The sequence below is a fragment of the Desulforhabdus amnigena genome (genome assembly GCF_027925305.1).
GTDB classification, from domain to species: domain Bacteria; phylum Desulfobacterota; class Syntrophobacteria; order Syntrophobacterales; family Syntrophobacteraceae; genus Desulforhabdus; species Desulforhabdus amnigena.
Map to the genome: position 1 here is coordinate 4,371,280 of NZ_BSDR01000001.1, position 15,024 is coordinate 4,386,303.

The following is a 15,024-nucleotide window of genomic DNA, read 5'->3' on the forward strand; positions in this document are numbered from 1 at the left end:
CGGGGTTGAAGCCGGTGGTTTTTTTGGATAGGCTTTATTTGTCAGAGGGGCTCTAAAGGTAGAGAGACGCAGGTGGTGATCGTCTTTTTACCGGTTTTAAAGGTGTAACACACACAAGGGGAGAGAATTTATGGAGCCGTTGCTGTTGACCAAGCGTGAAAAGCGCAAATTGGCGAGCCAATATGCCGACTTGTGCCTGACATGCGGTACGTGTGCGGGAGGTTGTCCAGTCACGGGAGTGGATGGACTGGATATTCGGAAGGTGGTCCGCCTGGCGCTTTTGGGACTGGATCAGGAGGTCATTGATTCCAAGTTTCCCTGGGTATGCACCATGTGCGGACGTTGCGAATATGCCTGCCCCATGAACATTGATCTTTTGACATTGATTCGTTCCGCTCGAAGCCTGAGGGCCAGGGATAAGGTGCCGGGAGTCCTTCACAAAGGCGTAGCCATGTGCCTGAAGACCGGCAACAATGTGGGGATTCCCAAGGAAGATTTTATATTTTTGCTGCAGGACCTTGGAGAGGAGTTGGCGGAAGAGCTTCCCGGGTTCGAAGTCCCCGTAGATAAAAAGGGCGCAAAATACCTTTTCACCATCAACTCCAAAGAACCTTTCGCCGAACCCGAAGACATGATGTACTGGTGGCGTATCCTTTATGCAGCCAATGAATCCTGGACCACTACCTCAGAGAACTGGGAAGGCGTCAACTGGGGTTTGTTTACCGGTGATGATGAGGCCATGAAAGAGATTGTGGGCCGTATCGTCAAAAACTACAAGGAACTAGGGTGTGAATATCTCGTCCTGCCGGAATGAGGGCACGCCTATTACGCGACCAGGCTTGGTCTGCAAAAATGGTATGCAAACGAAGGCGTTAAGTTTGTAAGCGTTCATGATCTTTTGAAGAAATATATAGAAGAAGGCCGCATCAAGATAGACAAATCCGTCCATGAAGAATTGACGACCCTCCATGACCCCTGCAATTATGGCCGTAAGAGTGAGCGCACTTTCGGCCACGGATATTACGAAGAACCTCGTTGGGTGACCCAGCAGTGTTGCGAAAACTATGTGGAGATGCATCCCAACCGTGCGAACAATCTGTGCTGTGGTGCAGGTGGGGGAGCCTGGGCGAGCCCGTATGTTGAAGAGAGGATCTTTTACGGTCGGACAAAAGCCAAGCAAATCAAGGATACAGGCGCAAAGCTCCTGATCGCTCCCTGCCACAACTGCCGCGACCAGATCATGAAGAGCCTGCGCAAGGAATATGACTTCATGGATGTGGAGGTCAAGTATCTTTGGGAATTGGTGGCGGACTCCCTGATCATCGAACCCAGGGAAGAAGCAGAAGAATAGGGTCAGGTTTTTCCCTTTAATGAACGACAGCCCCAGAATCGCGCATAGCGCGCGTGAATGGGGCTTTTGTATTTCCAGCATATGATGTAAAAGATTTATATTGTGAACAGTTGAAATCTTGACTTCTGCATGATGATCAAAAGTCTTGATTTTGTCCGTGCATAGAAAGGGTTATCAAAAGTCTGCTCAGGAGTTCAATGTGCGCCACGGAACTTGATAGAGAAGTTTCTTTGCACCCTTGGGGAGTTGGCGGATTCCAATATCCCGTTATTCACCACGGAGGTACAGAGATCGCAGCGCGGCCAAAGCCGCAACCAAACATTCACCACAGAGGCACAGAGGACACAGAGTGAAGAGATGATCCTGTCTGCTGCGGAGGCGGCAGACAAGATTCTCCATGCCGACTCCCGGCATGGAGAATAGTTGCTTTTCTCTGTGCCCTCCGTGCCTCCGTGGTGAATAGGGATTTCAAGAGCGACTCACTCCCTTAGCCTTTGGTCTACATTACGATAGAGTAAACAATGAGTAAGAAACAAGATGTCAAGAAAAGCAGGAAAGTTGAATTCAGACTGACTCCCGAAGAGTGCAGCGAACTGGAAATGATCGCTGACCGGTTGATGGTTCAAGATCCCAATGGCGAGAGCCTTGGGAACTACCTTAAAACCCTTCGTGGTGTGTTGGGCGGCAGAGAGCACCTCATAGCGGCTTTGATCGATAAGCTCGGCAAGAATCCGACATCAGTGGGGTTCAAGACTTTTGTGGCCGTCAAGGACAGCATTCAGGGAAAACAGCTTCAACGGGTAGTCAAGCAGACTGGATATCGTTTTGCTCAAAAAGGTTTCGTTGTGGAACCCGGTGGGGCTTCCGCCGAAAAAGTGGTTTTGATTCCGAAGGAGGTTCGAAAACCTCTGGCGTACCTGATTCCGGCGGAAGGGACCTTCGGCTTTATGACCGCTCTGATTCCAGAGAGCAAGTATCCCGCACCCATGGCGGTTTCAGCATTTTTCGAGGATGACTTCGATCACCTGTTTGTTCGTGTCGTAGATAGTTCCTATCGGACTTTTAGAGAATACATTCAAAAGATTGGCGAGAATCTTTCAAGAAAGAAACCTTGTGAGGTCCCTATCCGGCATGCTGCGAGAGTCTTTTTTGAACTCCTTGAGTGGTTCCCCAAAAAGGAAAGCCTCCCTGAAATAGAGGAAGCCAGGCAGCTGCTCCAGCCATATCATGATCCCCAAGAGCCGCCGTATGCGTATGAATTGATGCCTGCTTTAGACGATCGCGAACGGCTCTTTCATGATGTGGATGTTGAGGCGCTTTGGGAAGATATCGACCCATCCTGGCTCGTATTTCCCCAAAGTGATTTGTTGCCCTACTGGGAAAAAATCCAGGAACTGGAAACCCCGGTTTTGGTTTTGCCGTCTGAAGTTCAACACGAACGCATCACGGATTGGCTCAGAAAGGCTGTAGATGAAATATGTGTGGGAGCGCGGAGGTTTTTCTATCAGCGTTTTTTTGAAGAACAAGCATTGCTCTTCAAACTCTCCTCCGAGGAATCAGCGGCCCTGGGCTGTTGGGCTATTGCACAGCACCTGAGGAGCGGGGCGCCCGCAGGTGAAAATCCCTTTTTTATCCGTCTGGTCGTCTATTCCATTCAGTATCACTGGGGTGAAGAGGCCAAAACACAGTCCGTTCAAGACGAGGAGTATCGGGAAAGCGAGTCTGGGTTGATCCTTCCGAAGTAGCAATACTTTGGGGTTCTCAAGGGCAACATGTTCGTAAGGGAGTTGGCGGATTCCGATATTCCGTTGCTTACCACGGAGGGCACGGAGAAGATTTCTGTTCCTTTTTGCGTCGATGAACTGCTTTCATACCTGGCCCGCATGGAAAGAATCAACTTTGAAATGTACCGGATATTCTATGGAGATCAAGCCATGTTGGAAACCATACAAGTCAATACTTCTGATCATGCCGTCATGGTGGATGTGACGGATTTGATTTCCCGCAAAGTGCAGGCGAGCGGTGTTCGAAGCGGCCTTTGCATCGTCTATATTCCGCATACAACGGCCGCTGTGACGGTCAATGAGGGGGCGGACCCAGCCGTTGCAGCCGATATAATCAATACACTGGACCGGTTGGTGCCCTGGCGGGCCGGGTACAAACATACAGAAGGGAATGCCGCTGCCCATATCAAGGCGATGCTCGTCGGAGGAAGCAGCCAAATCATCATCGACAACGGACACCTTGTACTGGGTACGTGGGAACGTATTTTCCTCTGCGAATTTGACGGACCCCGAACGAGAAAGATTCGTATAAAGATTTTGGAAGATTAGAAAGATTTGCAGATCCTGCAGACTAAAAAGATGGTAAGTTATTCAATTTAAAACATTTTTATTCGAGCTGTCGACGAATGTCCGTAAATAAAATAGGTTGTCGGGGTGGAAAAGTGTTTTTCGATGACTATATTGCGACTTGATGTCCGCGCGGATCAGAAAATGACTTTAAACGGATAACTGAAGGAGGATATACGTGGCTGAAAGACTGCAAATTTACAAGTGTGAAGTATGTGGAAACGTTGTTGAAGTTCTTAACGGTGGAGCGGGAGAGCTCGTATGCTGTGGTCAACCCATGAAACTATTGGATGAAAAGACTGCCGATACGGGGAAGGAAAAGCATGTGCCGGTAGTTGAAAAGACGGCAACCGGATTCAAGGTAAAAGTAGGGAGCGTTCCTCACCCCATGGAAGAGGCACACTTCATTCAGTGGATCGAGCTGATCGACGAAAACGGCAAAGCGTACCGCCAGTTCCTCAAACCGGGCCAAGCCCCGGAAGCAGTATTCTGTGTGGATGCCAAGACGGTGACCGCGCGGGAGCACTGCAACGTACACGGAGTTTGGAAAGGATAAGGCAATGCTGAGTGAGAGAATGGAAAAGGCGTTGAACGAGCAGGTGAATGCTGAACTCTATTCTGCTTACCTTTACCTGTCCATGGCCTCATATTTTAGGAAGATCAACCTCAATGGCTTTGCCCGGTGGATGGAAGTGCAATCTCTGGAGGAAGTGACTCATGCGATGAAGTTCTATAATTTTATCAATGAGCGTGGAGAACAGACGATTTTGAAGCCCCTTGAAGGTCCACCCATCAGCTGGGAGACCCCCCTGGCGGCTTTTGAGGATGCTTACAGTCATGAGCTGAAGGTTACTGACCTCATCAATAATCTGGTCAATCTGGCCATCGAAGAAAAAGATCATGCCACCAACAACTTTCTCCAGTGGTTTGTGAGTGAACAGGTGGAAGAAGAAGCCAGCGCCAACGAGGTGGTTCAGAAACTCCTGCTGGTGAGGGACGGACAGGGAAGTTTTTTCATGCTCGATCAGGAACTCGGAAAACGCATGTTCAACATTCCCGTAGGTACAACCATTGTCGCCGGAGTCACTGCGTAACAGCCGAACCGGTTTCCCCTTGAAGAGTCTCTTTCGAACTTTGTTGGATCGAAGTTATCGAAAGAGGATTTTCCAGCCTATGAAAATGGACGATATCTCTACGAGACTTTCGAACGTTCGGGATGACGAAAGACCAACTTCAAGCCCTGCACAGTATGTGTGAACAGCAAATGCGATGATGACTGGAGGTATAAGACCTGCCGGTTCAAGTTCCGGCGTGATGGAAGGTCGGCCGGCTGGATGTATAAAAGGAAATGTTGGAATTTCCACCGACTTGTGATGTGAAGAGGGAATGGGAAACCGAAAGGAACCCGGTTCCCTCTTTTTCTTTGAACCTGATTTGTATCAAACGCTCAGGGATTCGATCACTATGCTTCCGATTGAGATGAAAAAAAAGATTGTCGATAAGATTGCCCATGCGGAAAGCCCCCGGGAGCAAGCCATTGATGTCATGACTGAAATGCAAAATTATTACGGTTACATGAGCGACGAAGCGATGGTGGAAGCCGGGGAGCTGCTGGGAATGACACCTCTGGAATTGGAAGAATTGGCAACGTTTTATAATTTCATTTACCGTCAGCCTGTCGGAAAATATGTCATTCATATTTGCGACAGCACGGTCTGCTGGATGAATGGATATGAATCCCTGCTCGATTACCTCTGCTCGCTGCTGAATGTCGAGCTCGGAGGCACCAGTTCGGATGGGTTGTTCACTCTCCTGCCCGTCTGTTGCCTCGGATACTGTGACCATGCTCCGGCGATGATCATCAATCGGGAAATCTACGGTGAATTGACTCCTGAAAAAATTGAACGAATCATCGGTAAACTGAGAGACCGGGCATATTCTGCCGAGAAGGGAATCGGTGAGTAAGATGTACCCACAAGTGCTCTTTAGAAACCGCAAGGCCAAGCGGATCGCTACGCTCGATGAATACTGCGGGGGTGGGGGGTATCAGGCGCTGGGGGATGTCCTTGCGAAATACGCTCCCAAGGAAGTTTGTGCTCTGGTTGAAAAAGCCAACCTTCGAGGAAGAGGAGGCGCCGGGTTTCCTGCAGCCAAAAAATGGGAGGCTGTCCCCGAGGATGGAGCCTTTCCGAGATATTTGGTCGCCAATTCCGACGAGATGGAACCGGGTACTTTCAAGGATCGTGTTCTGATCCATGCCGATCCTCATACGATCATCGAGGGGGTAGCCATAGCGGCCTATGCGATTTCCGCCTCCAAGGCATTCATCTTTGTGCGTCCCGATTATGAGAGCAGTGCATGGATTCTCGAAAATGAAATCGAAAAGGCAAAGCAGGCAGGATATCTTGGGAAAAATATTCTGGGCAGTGGTTACTCACTGGAAGTCATCGTCCATCGCAGCGGCGGTCGCTATATATGTGGGGAGGGCACGGCTCTGCTCAATGCTCTCATGGGAAAAAGGGCCAATCCCAAGAAGCCTCCTCCGTATCCCACCGTGGAAGGGCTTTGGGGACGCCCCACGGTTGTGAACAACATTGAGACCCTGGCTAATGTGCCACACATTGTGCGCAATGGGCCGGAGTGGTTTAATGAACTCTCCATGGTTGAAAAGAGTGGGGGGACCAAGATATTTTCTGTGAGCGGAAGAGTGAAAAATCCGGGATGCTTTGAATTGCCGATGGGGGTGCCTTTGAGGGAAATCATCGAAGAGCATGCCGGAGGAATGCTTCCCGGGTTGGAGTTCAAAACGTGCCTGCCCGGCGGAGCTTCTACTCGATTTTTGACACCGGACCTGCTCGATGTCCGAATGGATTTCGACAGCATGGCTGAAGTCGGTCACAGGATGGGAACCGGGGCCATCATCGTTTTCGACCGGAAAACGTGCCTGGTGGGAGCGACTCTGAATTTGACGCAGTTTTTCATGAGAGAATCCTGCGGTTGGTGCACCCCTTGCCGGGAAGGATTGCCGTATCTGAAGGATTTATTGTGGCGTATTGAAAACGGTGAAGGAAAAGAAGAATATATCCCCATGATCCAGAGCATGTGCAAACATTTGTGGAATTCCTACTGCGCTCTGGCTCCCGGTGCTGCATCCCCCATTGAAAGCCTTCTGACTTTTTTCGAAGATGAAGTGCGTGAGCATATAGTCCAAAAGGGATGCCCCTTCAAATAGATATTTGGGAATGTCGAGGCCTTAAGGGCTTATCTGGAAACATCCTGTGGACTTTGGAATCCCCCTCGTCCTCTCCTCGAGGGAGGAATTGAAGGGGTGTGTTCGCAGCCGAGGATAGGTTTTCGCATAGGTTCTATGTAGGCTGAGTTGCAGAAAATGGCGCGAATGGCCGTTTTGCGTTTTCATTCCGCTACGGATATGAAAAGGAATGCCATGCCCAGGTTGACGATCGACGATTTTGAGATTGAAGTCCCTGCGGGGACAAAGGTGATTGAAGCGGCTGAACGGTTGGGAATCATGATCCCCCGGTTCTGCTATCACAAGGGGTTGGGGTCCGTGGGTGCTTGTCGCGTCTGTGCCGTAAAATTTCTGCAGGGGCCTTTCAAGGGTGTCCAGATGAGTTGCATGATCGATGCCCAGGACGGCATGGTGGTTTCCACCACGGACGCAGAAGCGGTGGCGTTTCGCAAGCAGGTGATCGAGTGGCTCATGTTGAACCACCCACACGATTGCCCTGCGTGTGATGAGGGGGGGCACTGTCTTCTCCAGGATGAGACCGTTTCGGGAGGGCACGGCATTCGCCGGTACGAAGGCAGGAAACGGACCTATCATGATCAGTACCTGGGGCCGTTTATCGCGCATGAAATGAACCGGTGTATCCATTGCTATCGCTGTGTGCGGTTTTACCAGGAATTTGCCGGATATCGTGATCTGGGAACATTGCAGATTGCCAACCGTGTGTATTTTGGGCGTTTCCAGGATGGGCGCCTGGAAAGCCCTTTTTCCGGGAATCTTGCCGATATTTGTCCAACAGGTGTGTATACGGACAGGACAGCTCGCTACAAAGTGCGGCGTTGGGATCTCCAAAGAGCATCTTCTCTCTGCATCCATTGTTCTCTGGGCTGCAACACGGTGGCCGGTGCGCGATACCGCGAAGTCCTGAGGATAGAAGCCCGCCTCAACGATAAAGTGAATGGCTATTTCATATGTGATCGTGGTCGGTTCAGCTATCCGTATGCCAGCCGCCCCGATAGGCCGCGAAGGGCGAGAGCCGGTGGAAATGAAACCTCAATGGACGAAGCAATCCGCGCGGCCGCCCAAAAATTGTCCCGCATTCGGCAGGATGCCGGAGAAAAATCCGTTGCATGTTTGGGAAGTGTACGCAGCAGCCTTGAAACGCTGGGGGCTCTGAAGCGCCTGAGTCGCATTCAGGGTTGGCGTTCAGCGAGTTTTTTCGAAAATAGACATGTGCAACGCAAGGCCATCGATGCAGTTTCCAGCCTGGATGGCCGGCTTGCCGTCTCCCTTCGCGAAATTGAGAAATCCGATTTTATCCTTGCGGTGGGAGTGGATCCCATCAATGAAGCTCCCATGCTGGCTTTGGCCATGCGTCAGGCCTACCGGAAAGGGGCGGCCGTCACTGTCATGGACCCGAGACCCATATCTCTTCCACTGGAATTCGAACATTTGCCCGTGGCTCCCCGTGACTTGGACGCCGGTCTTCATGCTCTTGTCCATGGGGCGGAAGGGCAAAGCAGTCCCAGGTTGGAAAGAAGCCGAAGCCCCGTTATTGTCTGTGGTTCCCAGGTGGTTCGGGACACGACCCCCCTGAAGGCTGCCGAATGCGCCAATTATATCGAGGGACTGAAAGGGCAGTGCGGCCTTTTTTATGTATTACCCGGCGCCAATGCCTTTGGCGCTGCATTCCTCTCTTCTCCTGAACAGCATGCTTTTGCCGATATGATTGAAGAGGTGGAAAAGGGATCCATAAAAGCCCTGATTGTTGTGGAAAGTGATCCTCTGCGTCTCTTCCCCGATGCAGCGAGGTTGAAGGCCGCTTTTCAACAACTCGACCTGTTGCTGGTAATAGATTATCTCCCCTCTCAAATCGCTCAATATGCTGATGTTTTCCTCCCCTCGTCCACGATCTTTGAAACTGGAGGAAGTTATATCAATCAGGAAGGACGCCTGCAGTTTGGTCAAGCGGTTCATCGTGTGGGAATGCCCATTCGGCAGGTGAGCGGTGGAAGCCATCCTCCCAGGATCTACGGCAGCGAAGTCCCGGGTGGAGAACCGAAAGCCGCCTGGGAATTGCTCGGGGAACTCTCCGGAGCTCTTGCTCCGGAAGGGGCGGGATTTCAGGAAGAACATCCCTGGAATAGCCTGGCGGAAGAAAATCCTGTTTTGGGCCGATTGAATGCAAAGGATTACCCCTTTGACGGAGTCCGGGTTATACCGGAAAGGGCTGAGGGGATTGCCCGGGCGGTCCGGCCGGAACAGCGGTTTGAGCCCCCTTCCGAGGAGCCTCTGGAACTTTTTCTCGTAGATTGGACCTTCGGTACGGAGGAGCTCTCCTTATATGCCGAGGTGATGCAACAGGTGGAGGCGGAACCGCTTCTTTTCATGCACGCTGATGATGCGGCAAAGAAGGGGCTGGCGGACGGCGACAAAGTCGCTATCCGCCTTGAGGATGGTTCCCTTGAAGTTCTTCTGGGTGTTCGGGAAAATATGGGGCGTGGAGTCCTGTTTCTGCCGCGCCACCGCAGGATTGAATGGCAAAAAATCAAGAATGTCTCAGTGAAGGTTCCCTTGGAGCACATCGAGAAGGTATGATCTGATGTGATGAAAATCAGGCTAAATTTATCCGCAGATTACGCTGATTAAAAAGAGCTTACCGCCCCAAGATAAGATGTTTTTTTAAATCTACGAAAATCTGCGCAATCTGCGGATAAAAAGATGAAGCGGAAATTCAGGAGAAAAAATGAGAAAACTTTCGGCGTCAATATTGTCTGCGGACTTCGGTAAACTTGCCGACGAAGTGAGAGCAGTGGAAGCGGCCGGGACGGATTGGATCCATGTGGATGTCATGGATGGGCATTTTGTTCCTAATATTACTATCGGACCGGACGTGGTCCGCGCAGTTCGCAAGGTCACCTCGTTACCCCTGGATGTGCACCTGATGATCGAAAAGCCCGAACGCTATGTGGAAGCCTTTGTGGATGCCGGGGCCGATTGGCTGGGGGTCCACGTGGAAGCCTGCCCTCATTTGCACCGCACGATTCAAAGCATCAAGGAATTGGGAGCCAAAGCCATCGTGACGGTGAATCCGGGAACCCCTCTCATGAGTATCGAAGATGTTCTGGGCGAGGTGGACATGGTGCTCCTGATGACCGTGAATCCCGGTTTTGGCGGACAGAAATTCATTTCCGGTGCGCTGCCCAAAATACGCAGGTGCCGGCAATGGATCGATGAAAGAAATCTGCCGGTCCTTCTGGAAGTCGATGGAGGCGTGAATCGCGATACGATCGACGCTTTGGTGGATGCGGGCGTGGATGTTTTCGTGGCAGGTTCCGCCGTTTTCAATGGTGGGGATTATGCCGGGAATATTAAGCGATTGAAAGACCGCATGTAAGGGAATTGGTGATAGATCAAGCTCTGCACGGTCCCTCGTTGCTCAAGATCGCAATTATGCAGCCATATGCAAAGCATGTAGGTTGGGTTGAGCGGCAGCAAAACTCAACATGGGTCTTCGTTGGGTTATGGCGCAAAAGAAGCGCCTGACCCAACCTTTCAGAACCGACAGACAAAAAGTCCCTCGAAATTTGAAACCCGGAGGGTCTTTCAGTTTTCCTTGGCCAATACGGCGAGAATGCCCACGCCCCAGACTTCCAGAGAGTCCTTGAGGGAAAGCTTAGCGGCTGTCAGCGCTTCTTTGAAATCCCGGCTTCCAAAGCGGTTTTCAGTGGGATGCAGCAGAATGTGTTTTGTGATGAAGTTCTGATAAAGGGTAGGGTAGAGCTCCTCCACATAAAAGATTCCACCGGGCTTGAGAACCCTTGTGATTTCACGCAATGCACCCTGCCAGTCAGGAACGTGGTGCAGGACTCCGAAGTCGAAGACGGCATCCAGGACGTTATCGGCGTAAGGCAGGTTTAAAACATCCCCAACGTACATCGAGATTTTGCTTTTTTCCTCTGGCGAAAGGAATCGATTTCCCATGCGGATCATCTTGAGGTCGAGATCCATGGCGTGGATCGCTTTGGGGTGGAACTCCCCGAGGATCAGGCCGGCGCCGGCCCCTCTTCCGCATCCCACTTCCAGAACGAGAGAGTCGGGAGTGAGTTCCTGCACTCTCTTCATCCAGCGAATCTCAAACCCCTGTTCCATGACGCGAAGGGGATTATTGACAACCAATCGTTCAGCCCAGTTCAGCTTCATTGCGTGACCCTCATTGTTTTCTGCCCACGTGGACCACTGCGATTCCATTCGTAAGCCGGCGGTAGGTCACCTTCTTGAACCCGATTTCCTCGAGAATGTATTTCAATTTTTCAGGACCGGGAAACATGCGGATGGATTCCGGAAGATAGGTATAGGCGTGCCGGGATCCCCCCAATATTTTTCCCACACCCGGCATAATGTAAAATGAGTAAAAGTCGTAAAGGGATCGAAACCAGGGGGTGACGGGTTCGGAAAATTCCAGGCACATGAATTTCCCGCCGGGTTTCAAAACCCGGTACATTTCCCTGAAGCCTTTTTCCATGTGTGTGAGATTCCGTATTCCAAACCCCACCATGGCGGCATCGAAGCTTTCATCCGCAAAGGCGATCTTTTCGGCATCCCCCTGTATATACATTATGTTATCGGCGTAGGGAGTTGCTGCTGCCTTTGGAATTCCGGTTTTCATCATGGCCCAGTTGATGTCGTACAGCATGACACGTCCTGAAGACCCGATAAACGGCGCGGCCATGAGGGCAAGATCCGCCGTCCCTCCGCAAACGTCGATGACACGATCCCCTTCCTGGAGGCCCATCATCCTGATAGCGATCCGTTTCCAGATATAATGTGTTCCGAAGCTCAGGAGGGTATTCATGAAATCATATTTGTACGCTACCGTGTTGAAATGGCGCCGTACCCAATTGACTTTCTCGTCTTCGGGAACGGTCAGGAATCCAAAATGTGTCGAGGGAGAGCTACCGGCAGGGGGGAGAGTGGTTTCTTCCGGTATGGTGGAGTTAGAAGATTTCATAAGCTTTCCTGTAATGAACCTTAAGGCATATGAAGCAAAACGGCTGCAGAACCGGAGAGGACACAGAGAGCGCAGAGAATAAGGAAAATTCAGAAACCGGCTGTTTTTCCCTTTCTGGAATATCTGCGTATCTGCGGATATGCAAGCGGGGGAACGGCTACCCTGTTTTTACAAACGGATCGGCAGCACAAGGGGAAACGTTCGAAAACCCTCTCACTGAAGGCAAATCAACCGGCTGAGACAATCAGCCCCGACCGATCTCAGATCGCGACGGGCCTTTCGGCCCGTCGCGATCTGAGATCGGTCATTGATTTCCGAATGCAATTGCGGGACGGAACGTTAAGCGGGCTTGACCACGAGGCCGGATCGGATGCAACGAGTGCAGGCGCGAACCCGGCGAACCGTACCGTCTTTATCCACGTGACGCACCGACTGCAAATTGGGCAACCACAACCGCTTGGTTTTATTATTTGCATGGCTGACATTGTTGCCAACCTGGGGGGTCTTTCCGCAGAATTCACATTTTCTGCTCATGGCTTTGCTTCCTTTCTTTACGGATATGTGATTTGCTGAAAACGAACCTGTTCTTTTCAGACGCTTATGTTCAACAGAGAGCCTTCCTATTTCACGAAAAAAACCTTCTACCATACGGGCATGTTTAGGGCAAGCCATTTTGCAAGATAAACATTTATGAAAACCAATTTGCACCAACCTGACCATTATTTCAGCAATTTTCATTTTGAAAAACCTATACCCCCTGCCCCCCTCAGGGGGAATTTTTAGGATAAAAGTCCCCTTTGAAGGGGGGATCAAGGGGGATGTCGGAAATGCCAATATCATGAGAGACATCCAAAATGAGAATTGCTGCCATTATTTCTCAATATGGGAGTATGTCGCTCTTGAAATCCTCATTTACCACGGAGGCACAGAAATCACAGAGGAATTCCATAAGAATTCCAAAATCTTCTTCGTGCCATCCGTGTCTCAGTAGTGAATAACGGGATATTGGAATCCGCCGACTTTCTATAATAATCCATCCTGAAAATTTTTCATCACCTGTCAGAAAAATGGAAGGTGAATTTTCTTGACAGAATATATGTCAAATGCTACCTCTGCAATCTCATAAAGAGTCTTATTGCCGAATTTCCCTCCCTAGTAAATTATGTCCAGGAGCTACTTAGCCCGGTCTTGGATTGTTGTCCACAAACTGCCTATGGTCGCTTTATTTTGTGAAGACCCTTAAAAAGGAGAGAAAAGCGATGTCGAATCGAAGGAAGAGACAATGGGTTTGTTGGGGAGTGGTCTGTGCATTGCTGATCGTGGGTTGCTGGGCCTACGCTGCCGAGATGCTGCAAAGCAGTTACAGTCCGGTGGTCATGAAAGAGCCGTTTGCGGACACGATGGCCCGCATGAAGGCCGCCAAGGCCGAAGTGATGAAACGCCAGATGACCCTGCTGGAGGAGCGCTACGATCTAGCCGACCGTCCGGCAAAAGGGGTTATGATGTCGGAAGGCAGGAAAGCCGTCCAAGAAGGGGTCCGGGTAAAGCTGCCCAAGGGGGTGAGCTGGGAGCAGTTGGCCGGCATGAGTGCGGAGGAGATCAAGGAAAAGAACCTGTGGCCCAAAGGGTTTTATCCACTGCCTCATCCCAACCACGCGGAAGGCGGCATGGTTTTTCCCCAGTTCCACATCGACGAAATCAAGAAACAGGAAGGACGGGATTTGACCCGTTTTGATCTGGACTTCGACCTTCCGGCCCATTTCCTTCCGACGTTTCCACCGCCCATCTATCTCACAACCCGTCCCGACCTCGGTGACGTATCGCAGGGAAAAGTCGTCACCATTATGAACTACTTTGAGCTGTTTAATGGCATTCTCAACCCGAAGCAATTGGAAGGGCTCAGGCTTCTGGTCACACCCTTTCCCCAGCAGCAATTCAACCAGACCGACGATCGGCGTTCCGAACTTGCCAGCCGTGGAGTCACCTGCTTTGATTGCCATGTGAACGGGCACAGCAATGGCGCCACCCATCTGGTGGGCGACATCCGCCCCCAAGAATTCCGGCATCGCTTGGACACACCTCCCCTTCGCGGCGTGAACGTCCAGCGCCTGTTCGGGTCGCAGCGGGCGCTCAAGAGCGTGGAGGATTTCACGGAGTTTGAACAACGGGCTGCCTACTTTGACGGGGACCCCGTGATTGCTACAAAGAAAGGTGTGAACATCCTGGAACGCGGCAGCCAAGTGCATTTCATGGCGGAATTCCAGGAGATCCTGGATTTTCCCCCGGCCCCCAAGTTGAACATTTACGGAAAACTGGATCCTGCAAAAGCCAGTGAATCCGAGATGCGCGGCCAGGAAATCTTCTTTGGCAAGGCTCAGTGCGCCGTGTGCCATCCCGCTCCCTACTACACGGATGGTTCGATGCACAACCTGAAAGCCGAGCGGTTTTTCAAGCCTGTTATGATCAACGGGCGTATGGCTTCCGCCGATGGCCCCATCAAGACTTTTCCGTTGCGCGGAATCAAAGATTCCCCTCCATATCTCCACGACGGACGGCTGCTGACTCTTGCCGATACCGTGGAATTCTTCAATTTGATTCAGGGCCTCAAGCTGAATGAGCAGGAAAAGAAAGACCTGGTGAATTTCATGGCTGCCCTTTAAGAACCTGTCGACTCGTTGACCTCACTGTCACGCCCGCGCAGGCGGGCGTGACAGTGAGTGAGTTCGATACCTGTTTTTCCGGCTTGCGGGCAGCGCACCTTAATCTGATCGTGTGAATCTCTGCCCCATGGATTTCAGATCTGCTTCGACTTCGTAGAGTCTTTTCATTGCATCCTTTCAAGATTTGGCCTATCCTCTAAGATCTTTCGTTTCCCTCATCCGGACATTTACCGGATCAACCTTGACCTCGGATGTCTGTCACAACACCTCTCACCATACTTGGAGAATATCAGAGCCTGCGTCATGAATTTATCCCAGTTTCATGCGCGGATTGAAAACGCTCTTGAAAAACGATGTTATCATGAGCTATGAACCATGAGCCTTTTTCTCATATAAGACTATAG

13 protein-coding genes are annotated in these 15,024 nt (G+C 51.0%); 10 read left to right on the forward strand and 3 right to left on the reverse strand.

From position 1 onward, the window contains the following. Positions 1 to 130: 130 nt before the first annotated feature. The 9 genes from QMG16_RS18755 to rpe all read left to right on the forward strand — a co-directional run bounded on the left by QMG16_RS18755 (position 131) and on the right by rpe (position 10,346). Positions 131 to 1,351 (forward strand): (Fe-S)-binding protein, encoded by a 1,221-nt coding sequence (locus tag QMG16_RS18755; RefSeq protein WP_281796726.1) that lies wholly within the window; start codon positions 131 to 133, stop codon positions 1,349 to 1,351. Positions 1,352 to 1,872: 521 nt separating this feature from the next. Further along, positions 1,873 to 3,096 carry a hypothetical protein gene (locus QMG16_RS18760; RefSeq protein ID WP_281796729.1) on the forward strand — a complete coding sequence of 408 codons (1,224 nt, stop codon included), beginning with the start codon at positions 1,873 to 1,875 and terminating at the stop codon, positions 3,094 to 3,096. A 27-nt stretch (positions 3,097 to 3,123) separates the two neighbouring features. Then, entirely contained in the window at positions 3,124 to 3,684 is a 561-nt protein-coding gene (locus tag QMG16_RS18765; protein ID WP_281796731.1) for a secondary thiamine-phosphate synthase enzyme YjbQ, read from the forward strand. Positions 3,685 to 3,880: 196 nt separating this feature from the next. Then, on the forward strand, positions 3,881 to 4,258 hold the full coding sequence (locus QMG16_RS18770) for a desulfoferrodoxin (protein ID WP_281796733.1): 378 nt from the start codon (positions 3,881 to 3,883) through the stop codon (positions 4,256 to 4,258). 4 nt (positions 4,259 to 4,262) lie between these two features. Then, a complete protein-coding gene (locus tag QMG16_RS18775; protein WP_281796736.1) occupies positions 4,263 to 4,796 on the forward strand; it encodes a ferritin in 534 nt (177 codons plus the stop codon). Between the two features lie 370 nt (positions 4,797 to 5,166). Next, positions 5,167 to 5,667: an NADH-quinone oxidoreductase subunit NuoE gene (gene nuoE / locus QMG16_RS18780; RefSeq protein ID WP_281796737.1), complete on the forward strand. Its 501-nt coding sequence runs from the start codon at positions 5,167 to 5,169 to the stop codon at positions 5,665 to 5,667. Position 5,668: 1 nt separating this feature from the next. Continuing rightward, the gene (locus QMG16_RS18785; protein ID WP_281797118.1) at positions 5,669 to 6,934 is read left to right on the forward strand and encodes a complex I 51 kDa subunit family protein; all 1,266 of its coding nucleotides are present in this window, start codon (positions 5,669 to 5,671) and stop codon (positions 6,932 to 6,934) included. A gap of 213 nt (positions 6,935 to 7,147) precedes the next feature. Then, on the forward strand, positions 7,148 to 9,547 hold the full coding sequence (nuoG, locus tag QMG16_RS18790; RefSeq protein ID WP_281796739.1) for an NADH-quinone oxidoreductase subunit NuoG: 2,400 nt from the start codon (positions 7,148 to 7,150) through the stop codon (positions 9,545 to 9,547). A gap of 148 nt (positions 9,548 to 9,695) precedes the next feature. Then, positions 9,696 to 10,346, forward strand: a complete 651-nt coding sequence (gene rpe / locus QMG16_RS18795; RefSeq protein WP_281796741.1) for a ribulose-phosphate 3-epimerase — start codon at positions 9,696 to 9,698, stop codon at positions 10,344 to 10,346. A gap of 209 nt (positions 10,347 to 10,555) precedes the next feature. Here the strand turns inward: rpe and QMG16_RS18800 are convergent, their stop codons facing one another. The 3 genes from QMG16_RS18800 to rpmB form a co-directional block, all read right to left on the reverse strand. Further along, positions 10,556 to 11,152 carry a class I SAM-dependent methyltransferase gene (locus tag QMG16_RS18800; RefSeq protein WP_281796743.1) on the reverse strand — a complete coding sequence of 199 codons (597 nt, stop codon included), beginning with the start codon at positions 11,150 to 11,152 and terminating at the stop codon, positions 10,556 to 10,558. 10 nt (positions 11,153 to 11,162) lie between these two features. Continuing rightward, positions 11,163 to 11,960, reverse strand: a complete 798-nt coding sequence (ubiE, locus tag QMG16_RS18805) for a bifunctional demethylmenaquinone methyltransferase/2-methoxy-6-polyprenyl-1,4-benzoquinol methylase UbiE (protein WP_281796746.1) — start codon at positions 11,958 to 11,960, stop codon at positions 11,163 to 11,165. A 339-nt stretch (positions 11,961 to 12,299) separates the two neighbouring features. Continuing rightward, entirely contained in the window at positions 12,300 to 12,494 is a 195-nt protein-coding gene (gene rpmB, locus QMG16_RS18810; protein WP_281796748.1) for a 50S ribosomal protein L28, read from the reverse strand. Between the two features lie 812 nt (positions 12,495 to 13,306). Between rpmB and QMG16_RS18815 the strand changes: the two genes are divergently transcribed. After that, a complete protein-coding gene (locus tag QMG16_RS18815) occupies positions 13,307 to 14,620 on the forward strand; it encodes a cytochrome B6 (protein WP_373878757.1) in 1,314 nt (437 codons plus the stop codon). Positions 14,621 to 15,024: the final 404 nt, after the last annotated feature.